This window comes from Aureimonas sp. Leaf454 (assembly GCF_001424685.1).
Lineage (GTDB): Bacteria > Pseudomonadota > Alphaproteobacteria > Rhizobiales > Rhizobiaceae > Plantimonas.
The window spans coordinates 135,130-160,670 of the sequence record NZ_LMQT01000019.1 but is presented as its reverse complement, the minus strand read 5'-3'; the positions used below and the strand labels follow the sequence as shown (position 1 = coordinate 160,670).

The 25,541-nt window shown below is 62.0% G+C and carries 28 protein-coding genes and 1 tRNA gene; 11 read left to right on the top strand and 18 right to left on the bottom strand.

All coding sequences use genetic code 11. The annotated features are described in order from the left end of the window. The first annotated feature begins 19 nt into the window (after nucleotides 1–19). From oppB to ASG43_RS12215, 4 genes are all read left to right on the top strand, one after another. On the top strand, nucleotides 20–943 hold the full coding sequence (gene oppB / locus ASG43_RS12230) for an oligopeptide ABC transporter permease OppB (protein WP_056505134.1): 924 nt from the start codon (nucleotides 20–22) through the stop codon (nucleotides 941–943). Then, a complete protein-coding gene (locus ASG43_RS12225) occupies nucleotides 936–2,105 on the top strand; it encodes an ABC transporter permease subunit (protein WP_056505131.1) in 1,170 nt (389 codons plus the stop codon). Before oppB ends, ASG43_RS12225 begins: the two co-directional genes overlap by 8 nt. Next, nucleotides 2,098–3,711: an ABC transporter ATP-binding protein gene (locus tag ASG43_RS12220; protein WP_156386666.1), complete on the top strand. Its 1,614-nt coding sequence runs from the start codon at nucleotides 2,098–2,100 to the stop codon at nucleotides 3,709–3,711. Before ASG43_RS12225 ends, ASG43_RS12220 begins: the two co-directional genes overlap by 8 nt. A 140-nt stretch (nucleotides 3,712–3,851) precedes the next feature. Further along, on the top strand, nucleotides 3,852–5,003 hold the full coding sequence (locus tag ASG43_RS12215; protein ID WP_056505830.1) for a D-alanyl-D-alanine carboxypeptidase family protein: 1,152 nt from the start codon (nucleotides 3,852–3,854) through the stop codon (nucleotides 5,001–5,003). A gap of 27 nt (nucleotides 5,004–5,030) precedes the next feature. On the opposite strand, the gene ASG43_RS12210 is transcribed toward ASG43_RS12215, so the two are convergent. After that, the gene (locus ASG43_RS12210) at nucleotides 5,031–5,552 is read right to left on the bottom strand and encodes a metallophosphoesterase family protein (RefSeq protein WP_056505128.1); all 522 of its coding nucleotides are present in this window, start codon (nucleotides 5,550–5,552) and stop codon (nucleotides 5,031–5,033) included. 156 nt (nucleotides 5,553–5,708) lie between these two features. Between ASG43_RS12210 and ASG43_RS22780 the strand changes: the two genes are divergently transcribed. After that, nucleotides 5,709–5,876, top strand: a complete 168-nt coding sequence (locus ASG43_RS22780) for a hypothetical protein (RefSeq protein WP_156386665.1) — start codon at nucleotides 5,709–5,711, stop codon at nucleotides 5,874–5,876. Between the two features lie 185 nt (nucleotides 5,877–6,061). Here ASG43_RS22780 and ASG43_RS12205 read toward each other — a convergent pair whose 3' ends face one another. Continuing rightward, a complete protein-coding gene (locus ASG43_RS12205) occupies nucleotides 6,062–7,174 on the bottom strand; it encodes a site-specific integrase (protein ID WP_056505125.1) in 1,113 nt (370 codons plus the stop codon). Between the two features lie 465 nt (nucleotides 7,175–7,639). Here ASG43_RS12205 and ASG43_RS12200 point away from each other — a divergent pair, with 465 nt between their 5' ends. The 4 genes from ASG43_RS12200 (at nucleotide 7,640) to ASG43_RS12185 (ending at nucleotide 9,452) form a co-directional block, all read left to right on the top strand. Continuing rightward, nucleotides 7,640–7,990, top strand: coding sequence for a hypothetical protein (locus ASG43_RS12200; protein ID WP_056505122.1), 351 nt, complete (start codon nucleotides 7,640–7,642; stop codon nucleotides 7,988–7,990). Between the two features lie 115 nt (nucleotides 7,991–8,105). Continuing rightward, nucleotides 8,106–8,387 (top strand): hypothetical protein, encoded by a 282-nt coding sequence (locus ASG43_RS12195; RefSeq protein ID WP_056505119.1) that lies wholly within the window; start codon nucleotides 8,106–8,108, stop codon nucleotides 8,385–8,387. A 32-nt stretch (nucleotides 8,388–8,419) separates the two neighbouring features. Next, nucleotides 8,420–8,548 carry a hypothetical protein gene (locus tag ASG43_RS23735; RefSeq protein WP_280137210.1) on the top strand — a complete coding sequence of 43 codons (129 nt, stop codon included), beginning with the start codon at nucleotides 8,420–8,422 and terminating at the stop codon, nucleotides 8,546–8,548. Between the two features lie 625 nt (nucleotides 8,549–9,173). Continuing rightward, a complete protein-coding gene (locus tag ASG43_RS12185; RefSeq protein WP_056505114.1) occupies nucleotides 9,174–9,452 on the top strand; it encodes a hypothetical protein in 279 nt (92 codons plus the stop codon). Between the two features lie 190 nt (nucleotides 9,453–9,642). On the opposite strand, the gene ASG43_RS22770 is transcribed toward ASG43_RS12185, so the two are convergent. The 16 genes from ASG43_RS22770 to ASG43_RS12115 form a co-directional block, all read right to left on the bottom strand. Then, a complete protein-coding gene (locus ASG43_RS22770) occupies nucleotides 9,643–10,152 on the bottom strand; it encodes a hypothetical protein (RefSeq protein WP_156386663.1) in 510 nt (169 codons plus the stop codon). A 2-nt stretch (nucleotides 10,153–10,154) separates the two neighbouring features. After that, nucleotides 10,155–10,580, bottom strand: coding sequence for a helix-turn-helix transcriptional regulator (locus ASG43_RS22765; RefSeq protein WP_156386662.1), 426 nt, complete (start codon nucleotides 10,578–10,580; stop codon nucleotides 10,155–10,157). Further along, complete coding sequence (locus ASG43_RS12180; RefSeq protein WP_056505113.1) at nucleotides 10,561–11,052, bottom strand: hypothetical protein; 492 nt, start codon at nucleotides 11,050–11,052, stop codon at nucleotides 10,561–10,563. The genes ASG43_RS22765 and ASG43_RS12180 overlap by 20 nt, the downstream gene beginning before the upstream one ends. A gap of 112 nt (nucleotides 11,053–11,164) precedes the next feature. After that, nucleotides 11,165–11,482 carry a hypothetical protein gene (locus ASG43_RS12175; protein ID WP_056505110.1) on the bottom strand — a complete coding sequence of 106 codons (318 nt, stop codon included), beginning with the start codon at nucleotides 11,480–11,482 and terminating at the stop codon, nucleotides 11,165–11,167. A gap of 855 nt (nucleotides 11,483–12,337) precedes the next feature. Further along, a complete protein-coding gene (locus ASG43_RS12170) occupies nucleotides 12,338–14,440 on the bottom strand; it encodes a phage tail tape measure protein (RefSeq protein WP_056505105.1) in 2,103 nt (700 codons plus the stop codon). Continuing rightward, nucleotides 14,440–14,847 carry a phage tail assembly protein gene (locus ASG43_RS12165; protein ID WP_156386661.1) on the bottom strand — a complete coding sequence of 136 codons (408 nt, stop codon included), beginning with the start codon at nucleotides 14,845–14,847 and terminating at the stop codon, nucleotides 14,440–14,442. The genes ASG43_RS12170 and ASG43_RS12165 overlap by 1 nt, the downstream gene beginning before the upstream one ends. Before the next feature lie 58 nt (nucleotides 14,848–14,905). Then, complete coding sequence (locus tag ASG43_RS12160) at nucleotides 14,906–15,787, bottom strand: HK97 family phage prohead protease (RefSeq protein ID WP_056505099.1); 882 nt, start codon at nucleotides 15,785–15,787, stop codon at nucleotides 14,906–14,908. Continuing rightward, a complete protein-coding gene (locus ASG43_RS12155; protein ID WP_056505096.1) occupies nucleotides 15,784–16,371 on the bottom strand; it encodes a hypothetical protein in 588 nt (195 codons plus the stop codon). Before ASG43_RS12155 ends, ASG43_RS12160 begins: the two co-directional genes overlap by 4 nt. Before the next feature lie 55 nt (nucleotides 16,372–16,426). Further along, nucleotides 16,427–17,080 (bottom strand): hypothetical protein, encoded by a 654-nt coding sequence (locus ASG43_RS12150; RefSeq protein ID WP_056505093.1) that lies wholly within the window; start codon nucleotides 17,078–17,080, stop codon nucleotides 16,427–16,429. Nucleotides 17,081–17,418: 338 nt separating this feature from the next. Beyond that, complete coding sequence (locus tag ASG43_RS12145; RefSeq protein WP_056505089.1) at nucleotides 17,419–17,895, bottom strand: hypothetical protein; 477 nt, start codon at nucleotides 17,893–17,895, stop codon at nucleotides 17,419–17,421. 255 nt (nucleotides 17,896–18,150) lie between these two features. Then, nucleotides 18,151–19,065, bottom strand: coding sequence for a hypothetical protein (locus ASG43_RS22760; RefSeq protein ID WP_156386660.1), 915 nt, complete (start codon nucleotides 19,063–19,065; stop codon nucleotides 18,151–18,153). Nucleotides 19,066–19,844: 779 nt separating this feature from the next. Further along, the gene (locus ASG43_RS12135) at nucleotides 19,845–20,138 is read right to left on the bottom strand and encodes a hypothetical protein (protein WP_056505084.1); all 294 of its coding nucleotides are present in this window, start codon (nucleotides 20,136–20,138) and stop codon (nucleotides 19,845–19,847) included. Between the two features lie 167 nt (nucleotides 20,139–20,305). Beyond that, nucleotides 20,306–22,129 (bottom strand): DUF3987 domain-containing protein, encoded by a 1,824-nt coding sequence (locus ASG43_RS12130; protein ID WP_162244719.1) that lies wholly within the window; start codon nucleotides 22,127–22,129, stop codon nucleotides 20,306–20,308. 58 nt (nucleotides 22,130–22,187) lie between these two features. Then, nucleotides 22,188–22,445, bottom strand: coding sequence for a hypothetical protein (locus tag ASG43_RS23135; protein WP_056505078.1), 258 nt, complete (start codon nucleotides 22,443–22,445; stop codon nucleotides 22,188–22,190). Between the two features lie 44 nt (nucleotides 22,446–22,489). Further along, nucleotides 22,490–22,711, bottom strand: coding sequence for a helix-turn-helix domain-containing protein (locus ASG43_RS12120; RefSeq protein WP_244488081.1), 222 nt, complete (start codon nucleotides 22,709–22,711; stop codon nucleotides 22,490–22,492). Between the two features lie 254 nt (nucleotides 22,712–22,965). Continuing rightward, nucleotides 22,966–23,041 (bottom strand) — tRNA-Lys (locus ASG43_RS12115). 244 nt (nucleotides 23,042–23,285) lie between these two features. On the opposite strand from ASG43_RS12115, the gene ASG43_RS12110 reads away from it, so the two are divergent. Beyond that, a complete protein-coding gene (locus ASG43_RS12110) occupies nucleotides 23,286–24,029 on the top strand; it encodes a cytochrome c biogenesis protein CcdA (protein WP_056505824.1) in 744 nt (247 codons plus the stop codon). An 87-nt stretch (nucleotides 24,030–24,116) separates the two neighbouring features. Continuing rightward, nucleotides 24,117–25,490 (top strand): bifunctional UDP-N-acetylglucosamine diphosphorylase/glucosamine-1-phosphate N-acetyltransferase GlmU, encoded by a 1,374-nt coding sequence (glmU, locus tag ASG43_RS12105; protein ID WP_056505075.1) that lies wholly within the window; start codon nucleotides 24,117–24,119, stop codon nucleotides 25,488–25,490. Nucleotides 25,491–25,541: the final 51 nt, after the last annotated feature.

Below are 25,541 nucleotides of genomic sequence, written 5' to 3'. Positions count from 1 at the left end.
CTCCGATCGGAAGCCTTTCATGCTGCGATATGTCCTCAAACGCCTGGCGAGCGCGGTGCCGACGCTGTTTATCGTCGTCACCCTCTCCTTCTTCCTGATGCGCTTCGCGCCGGGCGGTCCGTTCAATCTCGAACGGCCGCTTCCGCCGCAGACCATGGAAGCGCTGATGCGCGCCTATGGGCTCGACCTGCCGCTCTGGCGGCAATACGTCATCTATCTCGGCAATGTGGTGACCGGCGATTTCGGGCCGAGCTACATCTACCGCGACAACACGGTCGCTCAACTGATCGGCGCTGGCTTGCCCTATTCGCTGAAGCTCGGCGGCCTCGCTCTGCTTTTCGCACTCGTCGGCGGCGTTGCGGCTGGCACGCTCGCGGCGCTTCGCCAGAACGGCTGGGTCGACGTGGTCGTGATGTCGGTTGCCACCATCGGCGTGACCGTTCCCAATTTCGTCGTCGCACCGGTTCTGACGCTGGTCCTCGCCGTGATGCTGGCGCTCCTGCCGGCCGGCGGGTGGGGCGACGGCTCCTGGCGGTTCCTCGTCCTTCCCATGATCGCATTGGCGCTGCCGCAACTCGCGGTCTTCGCGCGGCTGACACGAGGCTCGATGATCGAGGCCTTGCGCACCGATCACGTGAGGACGGCTCGGGCCTACGGCCTTCCCGCGCGCACCGTCGTCGTGACCCATGCGATGCGGGCGGCCATGCTGCCGGTCGTATCCTATCTCGGACCCTGCGCCGCGGGTCTTCTCACGGGATCGGCCGTCATCGAGAGCCTCTTCACCATTCCCGGCGTCGGTCGCTATTTCGTGCTCGGGGCGCTGAATCGCGACTACACGCTGGTCATGGGAACGGTGGTTCTCGTCGCCGTCTTCGTGATCCTCTTCAACCTCGTCGTCGATATCCTCTACGGCCTTCTCGATCCCCGGGTGCGCTATGAGTGATCTCGCGATGCCCGGCCCGACGCCCGACCCCGGTCCCTTGCCCGGCAGCGCGTCGCCGGCCGCCCGCGAGATGCAGGGACGCAGCCTCTTCCAGCTCGCCATGCTTCGCCTCCGGCGCAACAAGGCGGCGATGGCGGGCCTCGTCGTCCTCGCGCTGGTCACGATCTTCGCCTTCCTCGGACCGTTCGCCAGCCCGCACCGCTACGACGAGGTCTTTCCGGCCTATGTCGCGGTTCCACCCAGCCTGGAGGCGCGGCCGGGCGCGGGAGAGCTGGAGGGCGCAGCCGGGTCGGCCGCCGCCCGGGCGCGCGTCGCCCTTTCGGATTTCGAGGTGAGCGGACAGAGTTTCACCGCGACCCTCTCCTCCGATCGCCCGATCGATCCCCGCGTCCTGCGCTACTTCGACCGCGGCGGCGCCTTCGTGGGGACGAAGGTCATCGAGACGCGGGACGAGGGCCGCACAATTTCGGTCGGCGGCGTGGTCGAGCGCACGTATTTTCCGTTCGGTACGGATGCGAACGGGCGCGATCTCCTCGTGCGCATCATGCTGGGCGGCCAGATATCGCTGGCCGTCGGCGTTCTCGCCAGCCTCGTCTCGCTCGTCGTCGGCGTCGCCTACGGCGCCGTGGCGGGCTACGTCGGCGGCCGCGTCGACGGCGTCATGATGCGTCTCGTCGAGATTCTCTATTCTTTGCCCTTCGTCTTTCTCGTCGTGATGCTCGTCGTCTTCTTCGGCCGAAGCTTCATCCTGATCTTCCTCGTCATCGGCGCGGTCGAATGGCTGGACATGGCCCGTATCGTGCGCGGGCAGACCTTGGCGTTGAAGCGCCGCGAGTTCGTCGCCGCCGCCGAGGCGATGGGGCTCAGCGATCTCCAGATCGTGCGCCGGCACATCATCCCGAACACGATCGGTCCCGTCATCGTCTACGTCACGATCGTCGTGCCGAAGGTGATCCTGCTCGAAAGCTTCCTGTCCTTCCTCGGTCTGGGTGTCCAGGCGCCGCTGACGAGCTGGGGCGCTCTCATTTCGGACGGAGCCGCGCGCATGCAGTCGGCGCCGTGGATGCTGATCTTCCCGGCCGCGTTCTTCGTGGTGACGCTGTTCGCGCTGAACTTCGTCGGCGACGGTCTGCGCGACGCGCTCGACCCGAAGGATCGCTGACATGGCCGATCCGATCCTCTCCGTGCGGGGCCTTACCGTCGGCTTCACGACGCCCGACGGCATGGTCGAGGCCGTTCGCGGAATCGACCTCGATCTCGCCGCGGGCGAGACGTTGGCGATCGTCGGTGAATCCGGCTCCGGAAAGAGCCAGACGGTGATGGCCGCGATGGGCCTCCTGGCGGCCAATGGACACGCCTCGGGATCGGCCTCGTATCGCGGCGAGGAGCTGATCGGTCGTCCGGCCAAGGCGCTGAACGCCATCCGGGGCGATCGCATCGCGATGATTTTTCAGGAGCCGATGACCTCGCTCGATCCGCTCTACCGGATCGGACGACAGATCGCCGAGCCGATCCGCCATCACCGCAGGCTGGGAGCCAAGGCAGCGCGGGCGCGCGTGCTGGAACTTCTGACGCTCGTCGGCATCCCGGAGCCGGAGCGCAGGATCGACTCCTATCCGCATGAGCTCTCCGGCGGACAGCGCCAGCGAGCGATGATCGCGATGGCGCTGGCCAACGAACCCGACATTCTCATCGCGGACGAACCGACGACGGCCCTCGACGTGACCGTCCAGGCGCAGATCCTCGACCTCCTGAAGGCGCTGCAGCGCCGATTCGGGATGGCGATCGTGCTGATCACGCACGATCTCGGTCTCGTCCGCCATGTCGCCGACCGCGTCCTCGTCATGCGCCGGGGCGAGGTGGTGGAGGAGGGCCCGGTGGCGCGCGTCTTCACGGCGCCCGCGGCCGACTACACGAAGATGCTGCTGGCTTCCGAACCGAAGGGCGAGAAGGCGCCGCCTCCGGCCACCGCGCCGGTCGTGCTCGATGCGGTGGGCATCACGGTCGACTTCACCTATGGCGGCGGTCTCTTCGACGGTCCCAAGAAGCTGTTCCGGGCCGTCGACGGCGTGTCCTTGCGGCTTCGCGCGGGCCAGACGATCGGCATCGTCGGCGAGTCCGGCTCCGGCAAGTCGACGCTCGGCCGCGCCTTGCTGCGCCTGTTGCCGAGCGGGGGCGAGATCCGCTTCGAAGGGGCCGACGTCACCGGCGCGGACCGCGCCCGCATGCGTCCGCTGCGACGCCGGCTGCAGCTGGTCTTCCAGGACCCCTACGGTTCGCTCTCGCCGCGCCTGACCGTCGGCGAGATCATCACGGAGGGACTGCTCATCCACGAGCCGGCGCTGTCGCGGTCCGAGCGCGATTCGCGTGCCGTCTCGGCGCTCGGCGAGGTGGGTCTCGACCCCGCCAGTCGCAATCGCTACCCGCACGAGTTTTCCGGCGGACAGCGTCAACGCGTCGCCATTGCCCGCGCTCTCATCCTGAAGCCGAGCGTCATCGTGCTGGACGAGCCGACGTCGGCGCTCGACCGGTCCGTGCAGGGCCAGGTGATCGAGCTCCTGCGCGACCTTCAGGAGCAGCACGGTCTGTCCTACGTCTTCATCAGCCACGATCTGTCCGTCATTCGCGCGGTCGCCGACCATGTCCTCGTCATGAAGGACGGCAAGATCGTCGAGGAGGGACCGACGCAGGCGATCTTCACCGCGCCTCGGAAGCCCTACACGCGGGCGCTGATCTCCGCCGCATGGGCAGCCGCCGACGCGCCCTGAACATCGAGGTGGAACCGCGCCGTTTCCCGGCCAAGCAAAGCGTCCGCCGCGAGCATTGGCATTCGGCGGGAGGTCAGGGCCACATAAGCCGGACGGTTCAGACTGACGTCTCGGCGGCGTGGAACATCCGGAGAGTGGCGATGAAGAGCTTGGGCCAAAGGGCGACGGCGGCGGGACGCGCGGGGGCGAGTGCGCTCGCGATCCTCTGCGTGACGTGGCCGGCTTACGCCTTCGAGACGGCGGCGACCGCGGCCATCCTCACCGATGTCGCCACGGGCACGGTGCTCTTCGAGAAGAACGCCGACGAAGCGCATCCCCCGGCGAGCCTCGCCAAGCTGATGACCGTCGCCGTCCTCTTCGATCGCCTGAAGGCGGGCAAGCTGAAGCTCGAGGACGAATTTCCCGTTTCCGAGAAGGCCTGGCGCGAAGGCGGCGCCAATTCCGGCGGCTCGACCATGTTCCTGCCGCTGAATTCGAGCGTCAGCGTCGCCGATCTCATCAAGGGCATCATCATCCAGTCCGGCAACGACGCGACGATCGTGGTGGCGGAGGGGATCGCCGGCAGCGTTCCGGTCTTCGCCGACATGATGAACGCCGAGGCGAAGAAGATCGGGCTGACCGGGTCGCACTTCACCAATCCGCACGGCCTGCCCGATCCCGATCAGCATGTGACGATGCGCGATCTCGACAAGCTGGCCGCCTATCTCATCGAGACCTATCCGGACCAGTATCCGCTGTTCAGCGAGGAGGAGTTCCATTTCAACGGGATCCTCCAGCGCAACCGCAATCCGCTTCTCAGCCTCGGCGCGGACGGCTTGAAGACCGGACACACCCAGGCCTCCGGCTATGCGCTCGTCGCATCGGCGAAGTCCGACCAACGACGGATCATCCTTGCCATCACCGGGCTGACCTCGATGAAGGCGCGCGCGGAGGCCGCTCGCGAACTGATGACCTACGGGTTGAATGGCTTCGAGGACCTCGTCCTGATGACCGCCGGCAAGTCGCTCGGCGAAGTGTCCGTGACGGACGGCGCCGTCCCGAGCGTCACCGCGGTCAGCACGGGAGAGGTCAGGATCCTCGCAGCCCGGGGAACGGAGGGCTCCTACCAGCAGGCGGTCGCACTCGACCCGTCCGTCACCGCACCCGTCGCGGCCGGGGCCCGCCTCGGCTCCATCCGCTTCACCAAGGACGGCGTCCTCCTGCGCGAGGAACCGGTGGTCGCCAAGGCGGCGGTCGAAGAGGCCTCGATGATGCAATGGGTCACCTCGGTCGTCACGGGCTGGTTCGGCTGACGACGCCCCAGCCGAGATCGCCCTTCCTCAGCGCGGCGGCCCGGATCGCTCCGCACGCCGGCCCCGCGACGCGAGAATCTCGGACAGCGACACGGGACGAAAGGGAAAGGCATCGACGCCGACATCGTATTGGCGCGGCAGAGGCTTCAGGCGGCCGTGCGAATGTCCGTGCAGGTTGACCGACCCCTTGCCCATCTGGTTCCAGGTTCGAAACGCGTAGTGGCAGAGGACGAGCCGAGCCTCGTCGACGACGATCTCCGCATAGGCTTGAACGCTGCGCCAATGCCGGCTCTGAACCGTCGCGTCGTCGTCGTTGTTGCCGATGACGAGGTGCTTCCGGCCGTTGAGGCGGGCGAGCAGTTCGTCCTTGAACGCCGGCGTTCCACGCGCGACGTCGCCGAGGTGCCAGACCTCGTCGTCATGGGACACGACCTCGTTCCAGACCGCCACGAGCGCCTCGTCGTGGCTGGCGAGATCGGGAAAGGGCCGCCGATCGATCCGCAGGATCCGTGGATCGTTGAAATGCGTGTCACTCGTGAAGAAGATCATCCAGCGGACCTGGCGCTCGGGCCGTCATAGACCAGCTGGCTTGGTCCCCGTCGCTGTCCGTGTCGAGCCGCCCCGTCGCGTTCGGGTGGCCGATCCGACGGATGTTCGGTCGCAGAGCGCCACGAGCTTGCCGGAATCGCCGCGCCTTCTGGGGCTATGAACGATCTCCTGCAGATGCTCGGTCTTCTCAACGAAAAGCCGAGCCGCCGCTTTCCCTGGATCAACTGGATCGTCTGGGGGATCGCGATCGTGGGAATCGGCATCACGATTCTCTACTACGGCCTCTTGGCGTCGCACCACCTGACGGGCTGGCCTGCCTCTTGACCGCAAGCTGACACCCTCCGCGCCCGCGCTCGAGCGATGGACAATGTCACGGTGACGACAGGCCGGGGCCAATGGTGAGCGCGCTGGGACTCGAACCCAGGACCTACAGATTAAAAGGAAGGCCGTAGTCCATTATTTGTCAATGGCTTACATGGTGCATGCGCCACCGATGCGCCATGCGCCGCTTATGCGCCACTTGGAAGGCCCTCCGCGATGCGGTTGATGGCGGCATGGGGTGCGTCTTCCGGCAGAAGATGCGAATAGCGGTCCGCAGTCATTTGGAAGCTTGCGTGCCCGGCGAGGGTTTGGACGGCCTTCATGTTGATGCCGCCCAAAACCCACGTCGAAATCGCGAAGTGCCGCAAGGCGTGCCACCCCAAGCGGTCTACGCCGGCCGCGTCCATCGCGGGATTCCACGTCCGCTTGATGAAGTTGGTGTGCCGGGTGAAGCCGCCGGTGGTGCTGGGGAAGACATAGGCATCATCCACAGCATCGCCGCGATGTGCCTTCAGGGCGGCCGCCAAGGCATCGCTAAGCGGCACGGCGCGGCGGCCGGCCTTGGACTTCGTGGTGTCCTTCACAATGCCGTAGATATCCACGGTGCGGCCGACACGGACTTCCTTCCGTTTGAAGTCGACGTCGCCCCACCGCAGCGCCCATTGTTCCGAAGCACGAAGGCCGGTGGCAGACGCAAACCGGATGCGTAATGCGACATCGGGGGAGGCGGCTTCGATGATGGCGGCCAATGATTCGCGGCTTGGCGGCACGACCTTGCCATCGTCATCGTCTTGGCCGCCGGTGACGCGGATGCCGCTTGCCGGGTTAGTGGCAATCCAATTCTTTTCGGCCGCATGCTTCAAGGTGCGGGAAAGGGACGCGAGGATCTTGCGGACGGTAAGGACACTGACACCCTGCTTTTGAAGGACGTCGCGAAGGTGCGCCACGTCGCCCTTCGTAAGGTCGGTCAACTGCACGTCGCCAAGGCGGGGCAACACGTATGTGTCTAGCTGCGCCTTCGTGTTCCGCAAGTAGCCGGTGGCGACGCGATGCCCCTTAGCGTTCCGTTCGCGCAAGTGGTCCACGTAGGCTTCAATGGCTTCCGCCACCGTGTTCTTCGAATCACGGTAGGCGCCGCCCTTGATTAGCCCTTCGACCTCGATGCGCTTGGCGTCGGCTTCGCGCTTCTTTGCGAACTGCTCCTTGTGGCGCTTCCCTTGGCGGTCGGTGAAGGCAAGCACCCACGCTTCGCGCACTTCGCCCTTCGACGTCTTCCATGCGCGCTTCGTAATCGTGGCCATCTTGACTTCCGTATATTCGTGGAACACGGCGTAACATGGCGCATAGAGCGCAAGGAGGCGAGGGGAGGGGCGAGTGGCAAAGAGCCCACGGAAGCCCGCCTCCCGAAAAAGGAGGGTTGCTTCGTCCGTATGGTTATCGGAAAGTGTCAGCGGGTGTGGAAACCCTGACTAGCGATGACAGCGGACCGGTTGGCGCCGGAAGGCTGTCTGAATGCGATAGAAGCTTGGCGGCTTCAATTCGCTGTCGGCTGCGCCTTGGCGGGCGCTCCGGACCTTGGCCTCAGTATGGCCGGGGGCGGGCGCTCATGTCCAGACGGCTCTGCCGTTAAAAAGCACTCGAACTGTCTCGCTGGCAGTTTTCCACCCCCCGGCTATGGCGCCGTCCGCCATGCAGGAATGTCGTTCAACAAAGGAGCGAGATTCCCCGGCTGTGGAAAGCCGGCCTTACCAGCGAGCACGATTCCCATGACCAAGTCCCACGTCGCCACCCAACTTAGCCGCCAAGCCGTCCGTGCCATCAATGAATGGCGCGCCGCCGACGCGGCCAACATGCCCACCGCCGAACACCACGACCGCATCGCCGCCCTTGGCGCCGAAGCGTCCTTCCACCCGGCCGGCAGCCCCGAAGCCGCGCTGTTCATGCTTGGCGTATTGAACGGCCTTGCCGAACATTTGGACGACGTCCAAGGCCGCACGGCGTCCCGCCTTATCGAACACGTCGCCGCTTTCTTAGAGGCCACCACCGGTGCCGATCGTGGCGCCTTGGCGGGGTGGTCGTTAGAAGCGCGCACGGCGGACGTCGCGCGGGCGGCTTAATCGAAGCGGCCGGCTAATCGAAAGGATAGCCGGCTACCCCATTGCAATCTAACAACTTTTTGAGTTTTGCGTACGCTTTCCAACATTGCGCGTCCAGCCCGGTGGCAGCATCCTAATGATGATGTATGAAGCCGAGGCCGCGATGCGTTATTATTTCAATGTGCGAAACTCCAAAGGACTCGTCCCCGATACGGAAGGCGCGGAATTCGCCGATCTTGATCGGGTTTATTCAGAGGCGGAAACGAGTGCCCGTGAGATCCTCGCCGAGCGTCTAAGGGCCGGCGAAGTCATGGATGCCGCAACCACGTTTGAAGTGAGGGACGAACACGGCACCCTTATCCACATGCTGCCTTTCACGTCGGTGCTTCTAGCGACGATTGGACGTCAAAGCCGTTGAGTGGCGCCACGCTGACGGGTACGGATACACGTATGAAATTGGACGCGGTAGCCGTCTTCAAGACGGGTGACATAGAGCTGCAGAAAGCCTTCGCCGAAGGTGCCGCGGCGGGCTATCACCGGGAAAAGGCGGCGGTCGGATGCCCGTATGCGCATGACTGAACGCGTTTGCGCTTAGCTTGGCTGGACGGCTTTTCCGCCGGCAGGGTAGCCGCCAAGCGGGTGGGTTTCGCGGGCCTCGCGTTAAACAGGCGGGGCTACTGATTTAGTTGCTACGGGTGACCCTTGGTACCCTACCTATACGGAATGACCCAGGGAACCAAAATCGAAATTCTCGATGCCAGAACGAGGTTCTATCTACTGCAGGCGGATGCGTGTGGCACCGATGCCGGAAAAGCCGTTCTTCCGAATGTACGCGAACGGCTAAAGGGCTCGGAAGTAGCTTGGCGTGCGATGGCGGGGTTGAGTGCTTCTCAAGTTGAAAGCCATCGCAAGGAAATTGCGGACGTTGCAGCCGACCGCGCGGCTACCGTGATACCATCCATATGATGTTCCTTTTACCGGAACAGGTTGAGATGCTTATCCGGCTTGATGACGGACCCACCCAGGATAGCGTCGGCTTGAAAGCAGACACCCTCGGACGCTCCGATCTCGAGTGCCTTAGGATCTTGTACGATAAAGGGTTGGTGCTCATAGACGTCGGATGGCTCGAGACGGTGTGGTTTCGCTTGTCACCGGAAGGTCGCATCGTGAAGGCCAACGCTCTTTTTAGCTAGGTTGTGACACGATGGACCCCAACACCCCCATACGCTTGAAGGACATCGTGGCATTGGCGTTCCCGCTTGGCGGGATGACGCTAAGCGGCTTGCGATGCGAAGCGCGGAAAGGGCGGCTTACTATCCTGCGCGTCGCCAATAAGGACTACACGACCTTGAACCACATCAAAGCGATGATGGAACGGTGCGTCGTACCACCGGTGCCACAGCCAAAGGCGTTCATTGATAAAAGCTCGTCACGGGAAGCCGCTATGATGATCGCGAAGGCAGTCAGAGATGGAACGCTCTAAAGGCGAAGGGTGCCCACCACCACAGGGGCACCCTTCATTCACCACTTAGCGGTTTCAAACGGCCCACCACAGACCTAACCGCATCACCATACCCCGGTGTTGGACAAGAGCTATGCCGAGCCGGGACGGGTTGTCGAGGGTATCTGCTCACATCGTTTCTAGGTCTGAATCTGGACTAACGTGACTCTCATCACTCAATCAGAATTGATTCAGACTCATCCGATTGTTCTTCAGATCGGGAGGCTGCAGCGGCCCTAATTAGCTTCCTGCCCAGGAGGTATTCTGATCCATCGTAATTGCAGACGACTCTCAGCATCCCCTGCTGAGGAACTTCAAACAATGGGAATACCGTAACTATACTTAGTATTCTTGGTACGCTGTCGAAGGTGCTAAGTGGGTCCCTCGGATATCGAGATGGATAATCATCCAACATATGTTCTTTGATCTCATCACTGAGATCTATCTCGAGCTCTGCTACTGGTTCTTCCTGCCAGGAGGCTTCCACTCGCAAGGTCATATTGTTCGGAAGTGCAAGTGCATCAACATAAACGTTGGACTGCACGCCGAGCTTTGGCATAGTGTTCGGAAAATCCGAACTAAAGATTATGTCTTCCGAAAACACGCCCACAATCGTGCTTCGCCCTGCGGCTTCGGCGCGTATGTCTTCGCAAAAAATAACGTAACCTTCTCCTGCCTTCATACCTAGCTTCCTACAAATACGCCCATTTTAACTTGAGCATTTGAAGGCGACGGTTTTCTGCGGAAGTCGATCTTTCTTCCTGAATGCCGTGACGACGTATCAGCAAAAATACTTCTTTCGAAGTAATTATGCCCCCTCCGATCGTCTACGGAGATTTCCTGATGAGCGTCACAAATTTTTATACGAGCAACCTTCTCCATTGCCCAAGCAAGCTCAGCAAGAGACTTAAGAGTCAAATTGCTATATCCAGAAAAACAGCGGTTCACCCGTGAACGATCAACGCCCAAGGATTCCGCAATCTTCTGCTGAGTGATTTGGTGTCGAGACTTCACCTCGATCAAGGCGTCCTGCAGCTGATAACCGACGTCAGAAATCAACTCGGAAGACGCAGCCTCCCGAGGATCAACCTCAATCTGAAATGACATCATTGTAGTCGGCTCCCGCGACGTGTTTTGGCTCGTCAAGATCCAATGCTGCGCGAGTGTCAAGCGCGCGGCATATGTACTCCTCGTAAAGCTCTTCCACCTTAGTCCGTTCCATGCTGTCAGCACATACGGCTATGAAGAAGTCTTTGCGGAAGAACCAGCCGAAAATGCGGACGTCGGGAGACTTAAGTTCCCATACATCACGACCAATCGGCTTAAGTCTCTTGAACTGACGGTATTTCTGGAGTTGTCTGCCCGTAACAAACTGCTTCAGAAGAGAAGCGACCTGTAGCTTAGGCTGGATGTCGGACTCATCGATTTGAACGAGAGTAGGCAAGACAGTCGAAAACCATGTCTTCAACTCCGGAACGATGTAGAGATCCCTATCGTAAAACTCACGTTTTCCGAGGGTAGGCTTATAAGGGATTAGCTCTCCCCGTTCCCGCAACTTGGCAATTGTTGCCATAAAAGTCAACAGGAATCTTTGTGGCCGGATTGCATGAACGCTGTCTCCTCCGAGTCAGGAGGAATCTACAGCGGTAACGACGCCTTGCAAGGTAGCTCCGTAACGAGGCCTTACCTTTACCCTATGCCGCCACCCACGCGAGCTTCGCTTCCGCCGGTGCCATGACGTCGTAGTCGGTGTTAGCCGGCACGAAAAAGGCCGGCCCGTTCACCGGGTCCGGCGTCTTGCCGACGGCCACGTAGGCATCGACACCACCGCGAACGCGGAAGGCCGAGCGCGATGCGCCGACGGGCACGGCCTTCGTCGTGGTGCCCGCGTTCGGTAGCCTCTCGGACCAATGAAGCACGTAAGACATCAGGGGAAGGTCGATGGCGTGGCCGCCGAGTTCGGCAGGACTGCCGGCGACGCCGCAGACAACGTGAAGACCGGTAAGGGCCATTGGGATTCTCCATAAAAAAGGCCCGCGCGCGGCGGGCCGGGGTGAATGTGAAGGGACGAGGACGGGCGTACCTTACTGATTCAACCGTCGTTGGATCGAAGCACGCGCGAGTTCATTGGGGGTTCAGGTTCAACGACCTAAGCGTGGACATGTCCACGGGGGATCTCCACGCATGTCCGACGAAGCGCAGAGCGAGTTGACGCCCATTAAGTCCGCTAGCGAACTTGGAAAACGTATAGGACTAGTGGCTATAGCCGTAACGACAGCCGGCGTTATGATCGCCTGGATTGGCTTCCTCGGCTGGGGTATTCTGTGGGTAGTCGGCGTCGTCTAGACTTCAGCTGAGTAGCAGCCAAGCGCAACCAAGAACCGACCAAAACCCCACACAGAGCGCCATGGCGTTGGCGATACCGAAAGCCGCGTCCATGCCATGGTCGAAGGACGGGGTGGTAGCATTGTGGTTGCTGGACATGGTGTTCTCCCGACCCGAGTGTGGAAGAGGATGACGCGAGAGTCATCACCGTGCCCGTTATCTAATCGTTATAATTTTAGCTAAGTGGCGTGTAGGGACTGACCTTTTCATCGATTAGCCTCCCAAGGCCGTTCACGCCGATGTTTTAGTTCGGATTGTAAGAACCGGCGACCATCCGTGCCGCGATGCATTCGGTCCGTATGAGATTGATCACGGACCTCGCCACGTCATGGAAAGCGGCCCGCCAAGCCGGCCATGGCCCCGCAATCGCCTACGCCTTGGTGCCGGCCTTAATTATAGGACAGGCGGCCGTGGTGATTGCGCTGCTCTACTAACGTGGTGCCGGCGCGTGTCCAACGCCAAGGCGCCGATGGAATAGAGCATTAGAACCCCGGGTGTGTGGTATCGGCGTGTAGGCCGTCATAGTCCACCCTACCAACATTCCCCGCCGACATCGCCGCCTCGCCGACCGCCCGCTGCGCTGATCGTGCTTCGGCCCCGAGCCGCTGGAGCCCAGAGATCGCGAGCGAGATCTTGCGGTTCACGACGTCCAAGTCCGTGCTGTCCACCTTGGCCTTGGCGGTGACGTCGAAGGCCGACGACACACGAAGGCCGGCCGCCTCTGCCGCAACCGCCGCCGCTTCGGCTTCTGCCTTCACCGGTCCAAAAATGTCGGGCTTGATAGGCCCCATGGCAGCCGGTGCTTTGGTTTGCACGGGCGCTACAGGGGCCGGTGCGGGCGGTGCAATCACCTGCATAGCCGCCGACGGCCGCACACGGCCCGCCTTCGGGGCTTCCGGTGCGGGTGCCGGCTGCACCAAGCCGGCTTGGATTGCCCGGTATGCGTCGTCCACGGCGGCAACCTGTGCCCGACGGCTTCCTACCGCCGCTTCGCCTAACCGCCGCCCGCGGTCGTATTCCGCCCGCTGTTGCTGTTCCGTCAGCGCGGGTGTGGCGGTGACGTCACGCGACGAAGGCACGGGCACACCGCCGGACCGAACTTGCCCACCGTCAATGTTGTCGGCTTGCCTTGCCCGCGCGGCGTCCGAAGCGGCTTGTGCGTCCGCCTTGCCGGGGAAGCGGCCTGGGTTGTCGCGGTTCTTGACGGCGTCCACGCGGGTATAAGGGCTCGGAATTTCGCCCTTGCCATACGACTGCATATCCCGGGCGAAGCTTTCCTGAAGCTCCTTGTTAAACCCACCCCACCATTTGTCGGGGTTTTGCTCCTGCCAACGCCGCTTGTATTCTTCGAACGCCTCGGACTGGCTACCGCCCCGGGCCTCTTCCTTCTTTACACCGGTGGCGAACGCGTCGCTTTGCGCAACCTGCCGGTTGATCTCTTCCAAGGCCGGGCTGATAATTGCGGAAGCGCCGCGGCCAACGTTGGTAACGAAGGCATCCCAATTGTTGGAAAGCCGGTCAATCTCCGCCTGCGCATTCGCGGAAACGACCTTCACATTGAATTCGACGGTTCCGGCGGACTTGGTGCGGAGCTCGTCTTGTGCTTTCTTTACGCGATCGTATTGCCGAAGTAGAAGGTCCGCCGCGCGCCGGCTGTCGACGTCCCCGAAGAACTGGGAAAGCTTGCTAGCGTCGCCGCCCGTCACCGTCTGCAAGATGTCGTGCATCACCTCCAGCACGTCTTCGCCGTTATCGCGCGCCTTCTTAAGTCGCTTCTCCAAGTCGACGCCGACTTTGCCGAAGTTGCGTATGACATCCGGCGAGCTGATCTTCTCGAACAAGTCCGCGGTAGCCGTCGCGGCCTGCTCCGACGATCCGACGAAGTCGCGCATGACCTCCAGAAAGCCGACCAACTTGGCGGCGCCGTCGAGCCCTTCATAGCCGTGCTTGGCAACGACGGGCAGCAAGGATGGCAGGTAAGTGGCAAGATCCTTACCTTCGAACTTCCCCATCGAACCACCGGCGGCGATGATGTCGAAGAAGCGCTCGCTGTCCGCGGCCGCAAGTTTGATGGACTTCCGGGCCGCGTCGTAAGTGGCGACGGTATCGGCACCCGATCCACCCAACGCCTGCGTCGCCTTGACCATGCCGTCCAGTGCGCCGCGGGCTTCGGCTAGTTCGAAGCCACTCTCGCCTAAGCTATCGAAGGCCGCCATCACTTCCGCAATCGGCATCGCGTACTTCTGCGCGATGTCCTTCATGCTGCCTTTGATTTCGTCCATCTGCGCCGTCGTCGCGCCGAGCTTCAAGCCGGTTCGGGTTAGCTGTCGCTCGACATCGGCGAACTGCGTGAAGGCGGCGGCGCTTCCGGCTACCGCCGCTGCGGCGCCACCCGCGATACCCGCCCGTCCAAGCATGCCAAGTGCGGATGCCGTCCTTGATACCGCACCCGATCCGGCGTCGAGTCCGCTGGCCAAGCCGCGCTGACGCCTACCAAGTTTGTCTAGGACACCGTCCATTTTCCGAGCGGGCCCGGAGACCTTGTCCGTGAGAGACAGCACCAGTTCGGATGAAAGGCGCGCCATCAGCGGACCTCGATCGTGGGCGCGAGGCGCTTTGCCTTGGCACTAAACCTTTCCATGTCCGGCCACCGCATCGCGCGGAGAACGTCCGCATGGACGTTGGCCATGCGCGCGTAGAGGTCGAGGATCGAGATCTCGCGCGTCAGGACGGCCTCGACGTCGCCGAAGGCCGGCGGTGACAAGTGGAGTTCGGCGATCCGGGTGCCGTCAAGGCTGAAGGGGTGCTTCAAGGTGACGATCACGGCCGGCTTGCCGTCGTCGTAGGTCACAACGGGCGCTGTGACCGGTGCGGGCTCGATGCTCTCAATAACCGTCGCGGTGTCGGAATTGAACTCGTGCTCAACTGTTCGTAGGCGGGCAAAGGTGGCGTCGCGTTCTTCAACTTCACTCATGTGGAAAGCTCCGGACATGCGCCGGCACACCACGGGCATTAACCCGCGGCGGCCGCCATGGTGGGGGTAGTGGGGGTTAGGCGCCTGCGGCCATCATAAAGGCGAGCGCGAAAGCCGCGCCGCGCTCGTCCTCGTCGACCTCCATGCGCTCGGCGACCCGGTAGGCTTCCTTTGCCGCCTCAAGCGGATTGGCGCTACCGTCCGCGGCAAGGCGGGCGATCTCGATGGCACTTCGGAAGCCTTCTGTGATCAGGCTCTCGTCAACGCCGGCGGCAATGGCACGTGCGATGACGGAACTGCGGCCCCGAACGGCGGCGATCGAAGCCTCGGCCGCGGCATGTCGCGCGACCATTCTCGCGCGCCTTGCTTCGGAAGCTGACAAGCCGTCAACGGTAACGATCTCGACAACCGATCCCCCATCCTTGTCGCCGCTGCGGATAAGTGATCCGGCATCGGCCGGTATAGGCACTGCCGAGATTTCCATCGGCTCCCAGTCAACCACCCGCCAATCTTCGTCCGTGCCGTCTTCCTTCGCTTCACGAATCACGCGATGAATCGTATAACCCACTGAACAATTACGGATAATACCCGCCTTGATCTTCGCGACCACGTCGCGGTCGCCTTCGGCCGGGGACAAGGCAACGCGGGCGTAGCCCTTCCCGCCTTGGACCCGTGCCGAGCCGGGGATCACGTTGCCGATGACGGAGCGAAGGCTGAAGTCGTCATGCGTATCGAGAAAAGCCGCCCCGGCGTTCAGGCGGTCAAGCCGGATGGCGTCTTCCGAAACCTCTAGGATTTCATTGTAATATGTACCCGACCGGAAGTCGCGCCGACGGACGGATGCGCCCGTGGTCCAAATGACTTCCACCGAATTGTCGGCTTCGTCATAGGAGGCCGACCGAACCTCTGCTGCCCGCCCGAACTTGGGGGCGGCAACTTTGATTGATGCGGTGCTCATGTGCGCAGCGCCGCGCTAATGTGAACCTTGCTAAGGTCGCGTTGCTGTTCGGAACACCCGTTAAAGTCGGCTGTCGGCGGTAGTGCCACCCCGCGCCATGTTCGGTCGAAGTCTTTCGGAAGTCGGCTGGTGTCGTGCTCCGCCGGCTTTATATAAAGCCGGTGCTGAAGATCGTGCCACGCGAAGTCGGCCTCGCCCATCTGCGCGCAGAGCGCGGCAAGGGCACGGGCGTGGGTAGCGTAGTTGGCATTCCAGGCGTCCATTGCGTCGCGAATCTTGTCTGCTTTAGCGTCAAACGCGGCCTGTTCGGCACGGGTGCGCTCGCTCACGACGGCTTCGGCATGTCTTTGGTCGAGGTCGGCCGCCACTACCTCCGCTCGCTCGACGGCAAGCCTAGCGGTGGTGATGCGGGCTTCGATCGCGAGAACCTCGGCGTCATCGGCGCCGGCAAGAAGTCGCTCGCGTCGCTCGTCCTCGGCGGCGACGAGCACGGCATCTAGGGCGGCCAAGTCGATCGTTGCGCGTGTCGCGGCGATGTCCGCCGCCGTGGACTTCGGCTTCAACTTCTTCAAAAATTCAAACATGGGTTCGCTTTCTCGGACGCGAAGGCGTCCGGGCTGTTAGATCATTGTCGGTGGTTTAGGCGGCGTCGGCGGATAGCCAGGCGCCGAACGGTAGAAGCGGTTCAAGCAACGCGTGGACCGCCGCGCCTTCCATGTGCCCGGCTTCCAAGAGCGCGTCGCCGAGTCGGTTGATAGCGCTATAGGCCGGCGCTTCGGTCATTAGCTCGTACGCTTTGGCCTCGGCCTGTCGCCAAATTTCGATGGAGACTTCCGGTGGGGCTTCGAGTCCAGCAAGCTTCAAGGCATAGTGGCCGGCAGCGCAATCGTCACAGGTGCCGTGGCACCCGGTGCGTACTCGGGCAATAGCCTTCTCGACATCCGGATAAGGAACGATGCGACCACCACCGGCAAACCGCCCGCCGATGTCACCAACGAGCGCGGACATGATGTGTTCGAAGTTCAGGAGGTGCGCGGCGCTGCCACGGACGGCCTGCACATGATTCTGCGTCCCGACTTTCACTTCCGCGATGCGGACGCCGGCCCCGTGGAAAAAGTACGCGTGTGCGGCTTCGTGGAGGGTGATGTATCGGTCAGGAACAAGCGGTGCGGTGAGAAACTTTGGTGCGTCCTCCACCGCGACGGTGGGCTCCTGCACATCGTGAACGACGTACCGGCCAAGACCGCGATCGGCGCCGGCCTCACAGCATGCGCGCCATTCGAAGACGGTCACGCCGCCTTCCCTGAAGGATCGGTTGCCATTTGATATTCCATTCAATGGGGGTGGGAGCACGTCAACGCCGTCAACACGTCAACGGCCAAAGCCGAAGCTGTCGTTGACATGGCCGTGGGCCGAACAAGCCGGGTAGAAAGCCGAGAAACACGGGACTTTCGAGGTTCAGAACGCCAGAAGCCGTCAACGCCGGGGCCGCCGCCGTCAACGGTTAGAAAGCGAAGACGAACTTTTCCGAGTGGTGGCTAGCCGGATATCGGGCCTCCCCGCCCGCAAGGGGTGGTATAGGCCAAGAAGAACCTACCCTAGGGGGAGGTGTAGCCGGAATGCCACTCAGTCTATGCGACGGCCTCGACGGTCTCGATCTCGACCTCGCTGCCGTATCGGCCATCAACACTGAAGTCGATCAGCTCCGACACGAAGTGCTGCACACCAGCGAACACCAACCAAGCCTGCACCGTTACCTGTCCAAGCCCGCCTTGGCGGCCGTGGACCATGACCTGATCCCGAACGGGGTGGTAAGGGTCGCCATCGTCGTAGGTATAATAAATGCACGCCTTCAGCGTTTCGGGCGTGATGGGCACTTGCAACCTGTAGAGCTCTGCCATCAGGCCAAGCGCATACGCATCCAGAGGGCGGTATAGCCGCCGGCCCTTGTCCCTTTCGCCAAAGCTCGCGAAGTCCATGGCACGTGCAAGCCGCGCCCACTGGTTCAAGGTCGTTACGGGGACGGAAATCATTTCCGCGATTTCGTCCGGTGATAGGATATACTCGCCCCAATACTCGGGAAGCTGCGGCTTGTCGGGTTCGTCCATCTTGTGCTCCGTTGTTTGCAACCCGACGCAAACTGCGGACGGGCAAAAGAAAAGACCGCCGCACCGATGTGCGACGGTCTTGCTAGAATTGACGCTTGGTTCGCGGGATCGCGCGCTCGACAAGCGATCATTGCGGCATGGACACCACAACGATCGTCGAATGGTGCCGATGCGCGGGCGGCGCATCAGCGACATGTCGCGTCCGGAAGGCACGACATGCGAAAAGCCGGCACGAGGCCGGCTCTTTTTCTGCTCCTAATGAATACCGGCGCGAACGCCATTTGAGGGCACATCCTCGGCCAACAAATCTCGCAAGCGCGAGATGGCATCATCTATCAAACGCACGCCAAGTCGTTCGGCATATTTACCCGGCTTCGAACCACGGATGGCCATGGCGACTTCGGCGGCTGTGCCCGGGGTGCAGGCCCAATCCAAGACGAGGGCATCGTCTTCGCCCACACGGGCGCGAAGCATGGCGGCGTCGAGGCATCGGATGGCTTCGTCTTCCACGTCATTGCCGCCAACCGGGGCAAGGGCGTAAGCGCCGTCACCACCCGCCGTCCGGTCCGATGCCCCACCCTTGGCCGCGGTGTAGTCTTCCGAAGGCGTGCGCCACACATTGCCGGAACGGAATCGCGTCAAGACGCCGTAATCGAACCGAAGATCGCCCAAGCGCATAAAGACGCCGCCACCCGCCACGTGGGCAAGCGCCGGCCTTCCGGCGGGCGCGCGTTCGACGTCGGCATTCCTTCGCACGGTATACGACGGGCGTAGCCAGTCGGCGGCCAATCGGTTGACGGTGGGAAAGATTACCGTGGTACTGTCCTCCGCGGGCGGGGCATCGGCATCGTCCTTAGCATTGTCGTTGGCAGCACCGAGTCGTTGTGGTGCATGCGTCGAATGCCACGCGCGCAACGCCGCAAGGTCGGCCGTCCTTCCCGCCCGCGCCAACCGTGTCCCCGTCGGCCACGCCTTGACGGTGCGGCCGTTCCATTCGGGCAAGCGTTGCAGAAGTTCGCGCCGTGCCCGTAGAAGGTCCACGACGACGGGCGAAGGCCGGTTGTCATTGGCGGCACGCATGGGCGGCATTACCCACCGCTTGCCGTCCGTCCACTTCTTCGCAAAGCGCGGACGGATGTCCGCAACGTAGTTTATTGCAGGTCGCATCATCGTGGTTTTCCCGGATTTGGTGCCCCGCCCGGGCACAACCACCATATATAGTAGATTAGGGGTTCCGAAGCGAGTTTAAGTGACATCCTGATAGGAAGCCCCTTCACCTCTCTAGGTTACAATTTCGCGAAAAGCGCAACTTGGGCGGCAACTTTCTTCAAAATCGTTGTCAGAAGTCGGAACTTGCCGTCTTGTTACGTAGGGTCGCCGTATGTGTTATACCCCCTACGTCAAGTTGGGGGCAGTCACGTGGACGACAGCCGCATTTACGGAATTAAGCCATTCACTGATCGCCTAATTTACAGTGCTGCGGCGACACTTGTTGTCGTGCTTTTTCTTTTGACAGTCGTGGTCGTCGCTTTGGCTGTGCTGATCGCGGCCATTGTAGGCGGGTAGCGCGCCATGCCATGCGCACGTTCGGACGGGCAATCTGCGCGGCGGGTGGAACTGTGCATGCGGTGATTTCCGACAGCGTGTCGGTTTTGGCTGTCATCGGATGACAGAAGCTTCCGCAAAATATTGCGGAAGCAGCCGGCCGCGAGACACGGGCAATCGCCGCCGAGAAGGCCGGCAAGATACATCAATTGATGTATCTGATAACGGTTATAAGATGGATACTGGCAACGGCGGCTAGTATCCTAAGGCAAGATTGCCTTAGGTTTCACGCTTGTGGCAATCTTTCCACAAGCGTCACTGTCGTACTCCGACAGTATGGCGAGGTGGAAATTTTGCCAGCACGGCAGATAGGGTAATTGGCCTATCTGCGGAACTTCCGCAGTCTAGGCGGCCATTGCCGGGCGATCTTCGGGGGTCGGCTTGATAGTGTCGTACTTGAATTTTTTCCATTCTTCCCGACTATCGAAAGTCTCTTGGTGGTCAACGTCGTAGACCGAACCGTCGGGGCATTCGATTGCGTTGAATTCGGGCTCCGGCCAATCGTCGTTGCCCGGGAACATCGGATGACATTGATTCCAATCCGACAAGACGTTCTTCCAACCAACAATGGGGATGCGAAAGCCTTCCCGCCAACTCAAAACGAAGTAGCCTGCGGCGGCCGGAATGATGGTTGTCATGTTGCTTTCCTTACGTGGTGGTGGTGGTGGTGTGGTGAAGCCCGAGTGTCGACAAGCGTCCCTTACGCGCGCGGGGGAATGGAAAGCGTCCCTAGATATAAAAAACCAAGATTTTTATCTCTGTCTCACGCACGCAAGGGACAGTTGTCGACACTTGCATTCTTAGGCTACGCTGCAACCGAAAGCTTTATAAGCTCCCGGACTTCGCTGCGGCGTCGTTCTTCTTCCGCCGCACGCTCAGCAAATAGCGTGTGGACACGCGGCACGACGTTGTAAGCCGTGCTATCACGCCGAAGGGTAGGGATAGGAACCACCCACCCTAGCGCATCCAACTGTTCAAGCGCGCGCTCGGCGGCCTGCGTCTTGCCAAGACGCATGATGCGGTCGCCACGACATACATCCCGCGCCGTCACCGTCTCAAGGCCACGGCTTAGGATATAGCCCGCCGTGGCAAGCAACGCGTCCGGATTGTCGGATAGGCCGAGTATGCCCGTGTAGAACGCGATGGCATGGGGGCGAAGGAAGTCATGGAGGAAAGCCGCCACGCGCCGCGCCGTGTCTTCCTCTACAACGGAAGCCGGACGCGCGCCCGCTGACTCCACGCAATGCCATAGAACGCATAGGCGCGCGAACAAGCCATCGTACTTTCCGAAGTGCGCCGACAGCTTAAGGTTCACGTCTTGCCACGCCGCGGCCAAGGCCTGGTGCTTTACCTCCAACTCCGCGCGAATGGCTTGCCCGCCTTCGTCAAACCGTAGCGGCACCTCTACCATACCGGCCTTAGGCTTTTCGATAGCGTTCAGACGCCGGACAAGGGCGGCATATTCTGCCACCACGGGCGGCGCCGGTGCGTCGGTGCCAACGCTTGCCGTGCCCATGACGATCGGGAACAATCGCTGCAACAAACCATCGTCCTGCATGTCGGCGGCAATCTTGCGGATGGGTTCCGGTTGGATGCCGCCGAGCAAGGAGATCGATAAGTTATCGATGTGGAAATTACCGCGACCCACACGACTGACTACGTGCGAACCGCCATTGAAGGATTGTAGCCAGAAGCCACGGTCCTTGGCCGAACCCTTGCCGGATGCATACTTCTCCATGCTTCCGAACCAGCCAGACAATTCGTCTTGCAAACAAAGGACACCGTCGGGACTATCCCGAAGCATTTCTTGGGCCGACTCGATTGTTGTATCTTCCATTCGCATATAGCGACGGAAGGGACGCACGGCGGACTTCTTTTCTTCTTTGGAAAGGGCTTCATAAACGGCAGTCGCCCGCGCATATTCACGGTAAAGTTCGTCGTCTATTTCCTTCAACGGCGCGGAAGCGGCCGAGATGATAGGTGACTTCTTCGCGGAAGGTTGGCCAATAAGCGCAACCCATATCCGGGCGGACTCCGTCCAAGACTTGTCGTGTTTCTTCACCTGGATTTTGATGTCATCGGGAATGGCGGCCGCACACACGGCAAGTGTCGCCGCTGCGACCCCACCCGGGTCTACGCCCATCGTTTCCGCTTTTACCTTGGCAAAGCGTTCGAGCACGGGCGGCAGAAGGCCGTCAGGAAGCGGGGGGTGCTTTGCCCGCGCCCAAGGATCAACTGGGTCCGACTCGTTGTCGTTGGCCGCCGTAGTGCGCGGCATTACGGGGCGGACGCGCACGGGTTCCGTTGAAAGCGGCTTCGCCTCGATCGCGCGGGCAATGATGCGCATAGCTACGTCGTAGTCGCATGATGGGCCGGCGATGGCCTGCATCACCATCTCACCAGATTCATGGTCAAGGAATAGAACGATGGTAGTGGCCGCGTCGCATTCCGCGATCTCTTCGAACAAGATGCACCAACGCTTTGCTTCATCGCCGGATGCTGGGTCGACGCCCGCGGGGAGGAGGCAATCACGGGTGATGGCTTCGAACGCCAAACCTTCCGGCACGACCTTCACCAAGCCGCCGCCACGGGCCGCATTGGTGTAGAAGGCATCGGCAAAAACGTCCAAGCGGCCGTCATCAATGAGGGACGCCACCTTAGCGGCGCGGCCGTCGCGTTTGGTGGGATTAGGTGCGGGCATAGGCTGGATGGCCTTCCGATAGGGCGACACGCGCCGCTTTGGTGATTTCGTCCGCAAGTTCCGGCGCGAAAGTCGCCGCGTGCTTCCCATTGGCGTTCGGCGCGATGATGCGAAGCCGGCCGTCGGGCGTCTTGCGAAGGGCAAGGCCATAGAGGCGAAGGCTTCCGTGTAGTTCGACATCAAAATGGGCAAGCAGGGGCTTGCCCGCGCCGGCATAAGCCGGGCGGATTGCGATTATTTTCATGGTGAGGTCTTTCGGGGTTTGGTGGGTGCGCAGATTTGCGCAGGCTAGGCGGACACCTTCATGCCGCCGGTTTCACGGTCGGCCATCCACCGGGTGAGGGTGGAGCGGCGGGCGGCAACGGTGCCACCAAGCTTGAAGGACGGAAGGAGGCCATCGTAGACGAAGCGATAGGCTTGGCGGCGGGTGCAGCCAAGGAACGCCGCGATGGCGTTGGCGCCCACGAGCAAATCACCAACCGGGCTATTGTCGTTCGAAGCTTCCATCATTTTCTTTTCTCCGGTGGGTTGACACTAGTTTTTTAATCTGGCAATGTGGTTCCGTATTGCCTCATGATGGCTAGTACAAATTACCGAAATTGTCAAGCTTTACTTTCCGTGTCTGCGGTGACGCATTCGTGCGCCACGCATGCGCCACGGAATCCCGGCGCATGCTCGGAAAAGCCCGGAAATGCTGGTAATTTCGGGTAATCTTCATGGCGCATAAAACGCCATCAAAAACCAAGCTAACCCATTGAAAAGCTTGGTGAGCGCGCTGGGACTCGAACCCAGGACCTACAGATTAAAAGTCCGTTGCTCTACCAACTGAGCTACGCGCTCGATCCGCTGCGGCGTGCGCTTGCGAAACCGCGCGGACCATAGAAAGGGCGACTTCGCGGGTCAATGCGCAATTGCCGCGAGTCGACGTTTTGCTGATTTGCCGCGGCAGGGTGGAGAGCGTAAGCGGTGGCGGCAGGGCCGAAACACGACGTCGGGTCCGATCTGCCAGCCCGACCCGGAGTGCCGACATCTCCGACAGGTCCAGTGTTCGGGGACGGGACCGAGCAAGGAGCGTTCTCAGATGATCGGCGAGCTGTCTTATCCGACCGCGATCCTGGCGGGTGCGCTGTCGTTCCTGTCGCCCTGCGTCCTGCCGCTCGTGCCGCCCTATCTCTGCTACATGGCAGGCGTTTCCGTCGAGGACCTGCGCTCGGGTGCGAACCGGCCGGCCGGCCGGCCGGGCTATGGCCGCGTGATCGGCAGCGCGGCGATCTTCGTCCTCGGCTTCTCCACCGTCTTCGTCCTGCTCGGCGCCGGCGCGAGCTCCGCCGGTCGGTTGCTGCGTCAGAATCTCGATTGGCTGGGAATCGTCGCGGGCATCGCAATCATCATCATGGGCCTCAATTTCCTCGGCGTCTTCCGCATCCGGCTTCTGTCGCAGGAGGCAAGATTTCGCGCGCCGGACAAGCCGCGAAGCCTCGTCGGAGCCTATCTCATGGGTCTTGCCTTCGCTTTCGGCTGGACACCGTGCATCGGACCGGTGCTCGGCGCGATCCTCGGCCTTGCCGGAACGCGCGATACGGTGGGCGAGGGGGCGACCATGCTGGCTTTCTATTCCGCCGGGCTTGGCATCCCCTTTCTGCTGGCCGCCGCCTTTTCCGGAGCCTTCCTCGGCGCCATGGCGCGGTTCCGGCGCCATTTCGGGCGGGTGGAGAAGGCGATGGGCGGTCTCCTCGTCGTCACGGGCGTCCTGTTCCTGACGGGCGGAATGCAGAGCCTGTCCTTCTGGCTGCTCGAAACCTTTCCCGCCCTGCAGACGATCGGTTAACCAGCGGGTCCGATTCGCTCTTCGTTCATCGAATGCTCAGCTGCGGGTGATAAAAGCACCTCGACCGTTCAGTCCCGGAACCCTGCCATGCCGCGAACCTGCCTTTCCATCATTCTCGCCGCCGGCGAGGGAACGCGCATGAAATCGGGCAAGGCGAAGGTTCTCCACGAGGTCGCCGGTCTTTCCATGGTCGGACATGTCGCGCGGACCGCGATGGAGGCGGGTTCGACGCGAACCGCGCTCGTCGTCGGGCGCGAGGCGCCGGCGGTGGAAGCCGCGGTTCGCAAAATCGCCGACGATGTCTCGGTCCATCTCCAATCCGAACGTCTCGGCACCGGACACGCCGTGCTCGCCGCGAAGGATGCGATCGCGGAGGGGTTCGAGGACATCGTGGTCCTGTTCGGCGACACGCCGCTGGTGCGCAAGGAGACCCTGACGCGCGCCCGCGCCGTGCTTCTTTCGGGCGCCGAGATCTGCGTCGTCGGCTTTCGCGCCGCCGATCCGACCGGATACGGACGCCTCCTCGAGCGCGACGGCGAACTCTTCGCCATCCGCGAGGAGAAGGAGGCGAGCGACGCCGAGAAGCACATCGACTTCTGCAACGGCGGCGTCATGGCGATCCGGGGCGAGAATGCGCTCGCCATGCTGGAGGCGATCGGCAACGCCAATGCCAAGGGCGAATATTATCTGACCGATCTCGTCGAGATCGCCCGACGCGAGGGGCGGAGCGTGCGCGCGATCGAGGCCGATGCCGACGAGGTGCTGGGCGTCAACACGCGCGTGGAACTGGCGGCCGTGGAGACCATCTGGCAGGATCGCCGCCGCCATCAGGCGATGCTCTCCGGCGTGACGCTCCAGGCGCCGGAGACGATCTTCTTCGCGCATGACACCGACATCGCGCCGGATGTGACGATCGAGCCGAACGTCGTCTTCGGTCCCGGAGTCTCGATCGGTTCGGGCGCCGTGATCCATGCCTTCTGCCACATCGAGGGCGCCGTGATCGGCGAAGGCGCGACCGTCGGGCCCTTCGCACGTCTTCGACCCGGTACGGAACTGGCCGAGGACGTGAAGGTCGGCAATTTCTGCGAGACCAAGAACGCGGTTCTCCGGCGCGGCGCGAAGCTGAACCACCTCAGCTATATCGGCGACGCGTCCATCGGCGAGAACACCAATGTCGGCGCCGGCACCATCACCTGCAATTACGACGGCGCCCTGAAGCACCGCACCGAGATCGGCGCGAATGCCTTCATCGGGTCGAACACCGCGCTGGTCGCCCCGATCACGGTCGGTGCGGGCGCCTATATCGGCTCGGGAAGCGTCCTGACCGAGGACGTGCCGGCGGATGCGCTGGCGATCGCCCGCGGTCGTCAGGTCGTCAAGGAAGGCCGGGGCCGGGAGATCGCCGAGCGCAACCGCGCGGCGAAGGCCGCCAAGGCCGCGAAGGCGTCCGGCGACCATTGAGTTTTCCGGCCGCGCCGGGTTCCTGCCGGTCATATCCGGCAATCAAACGTG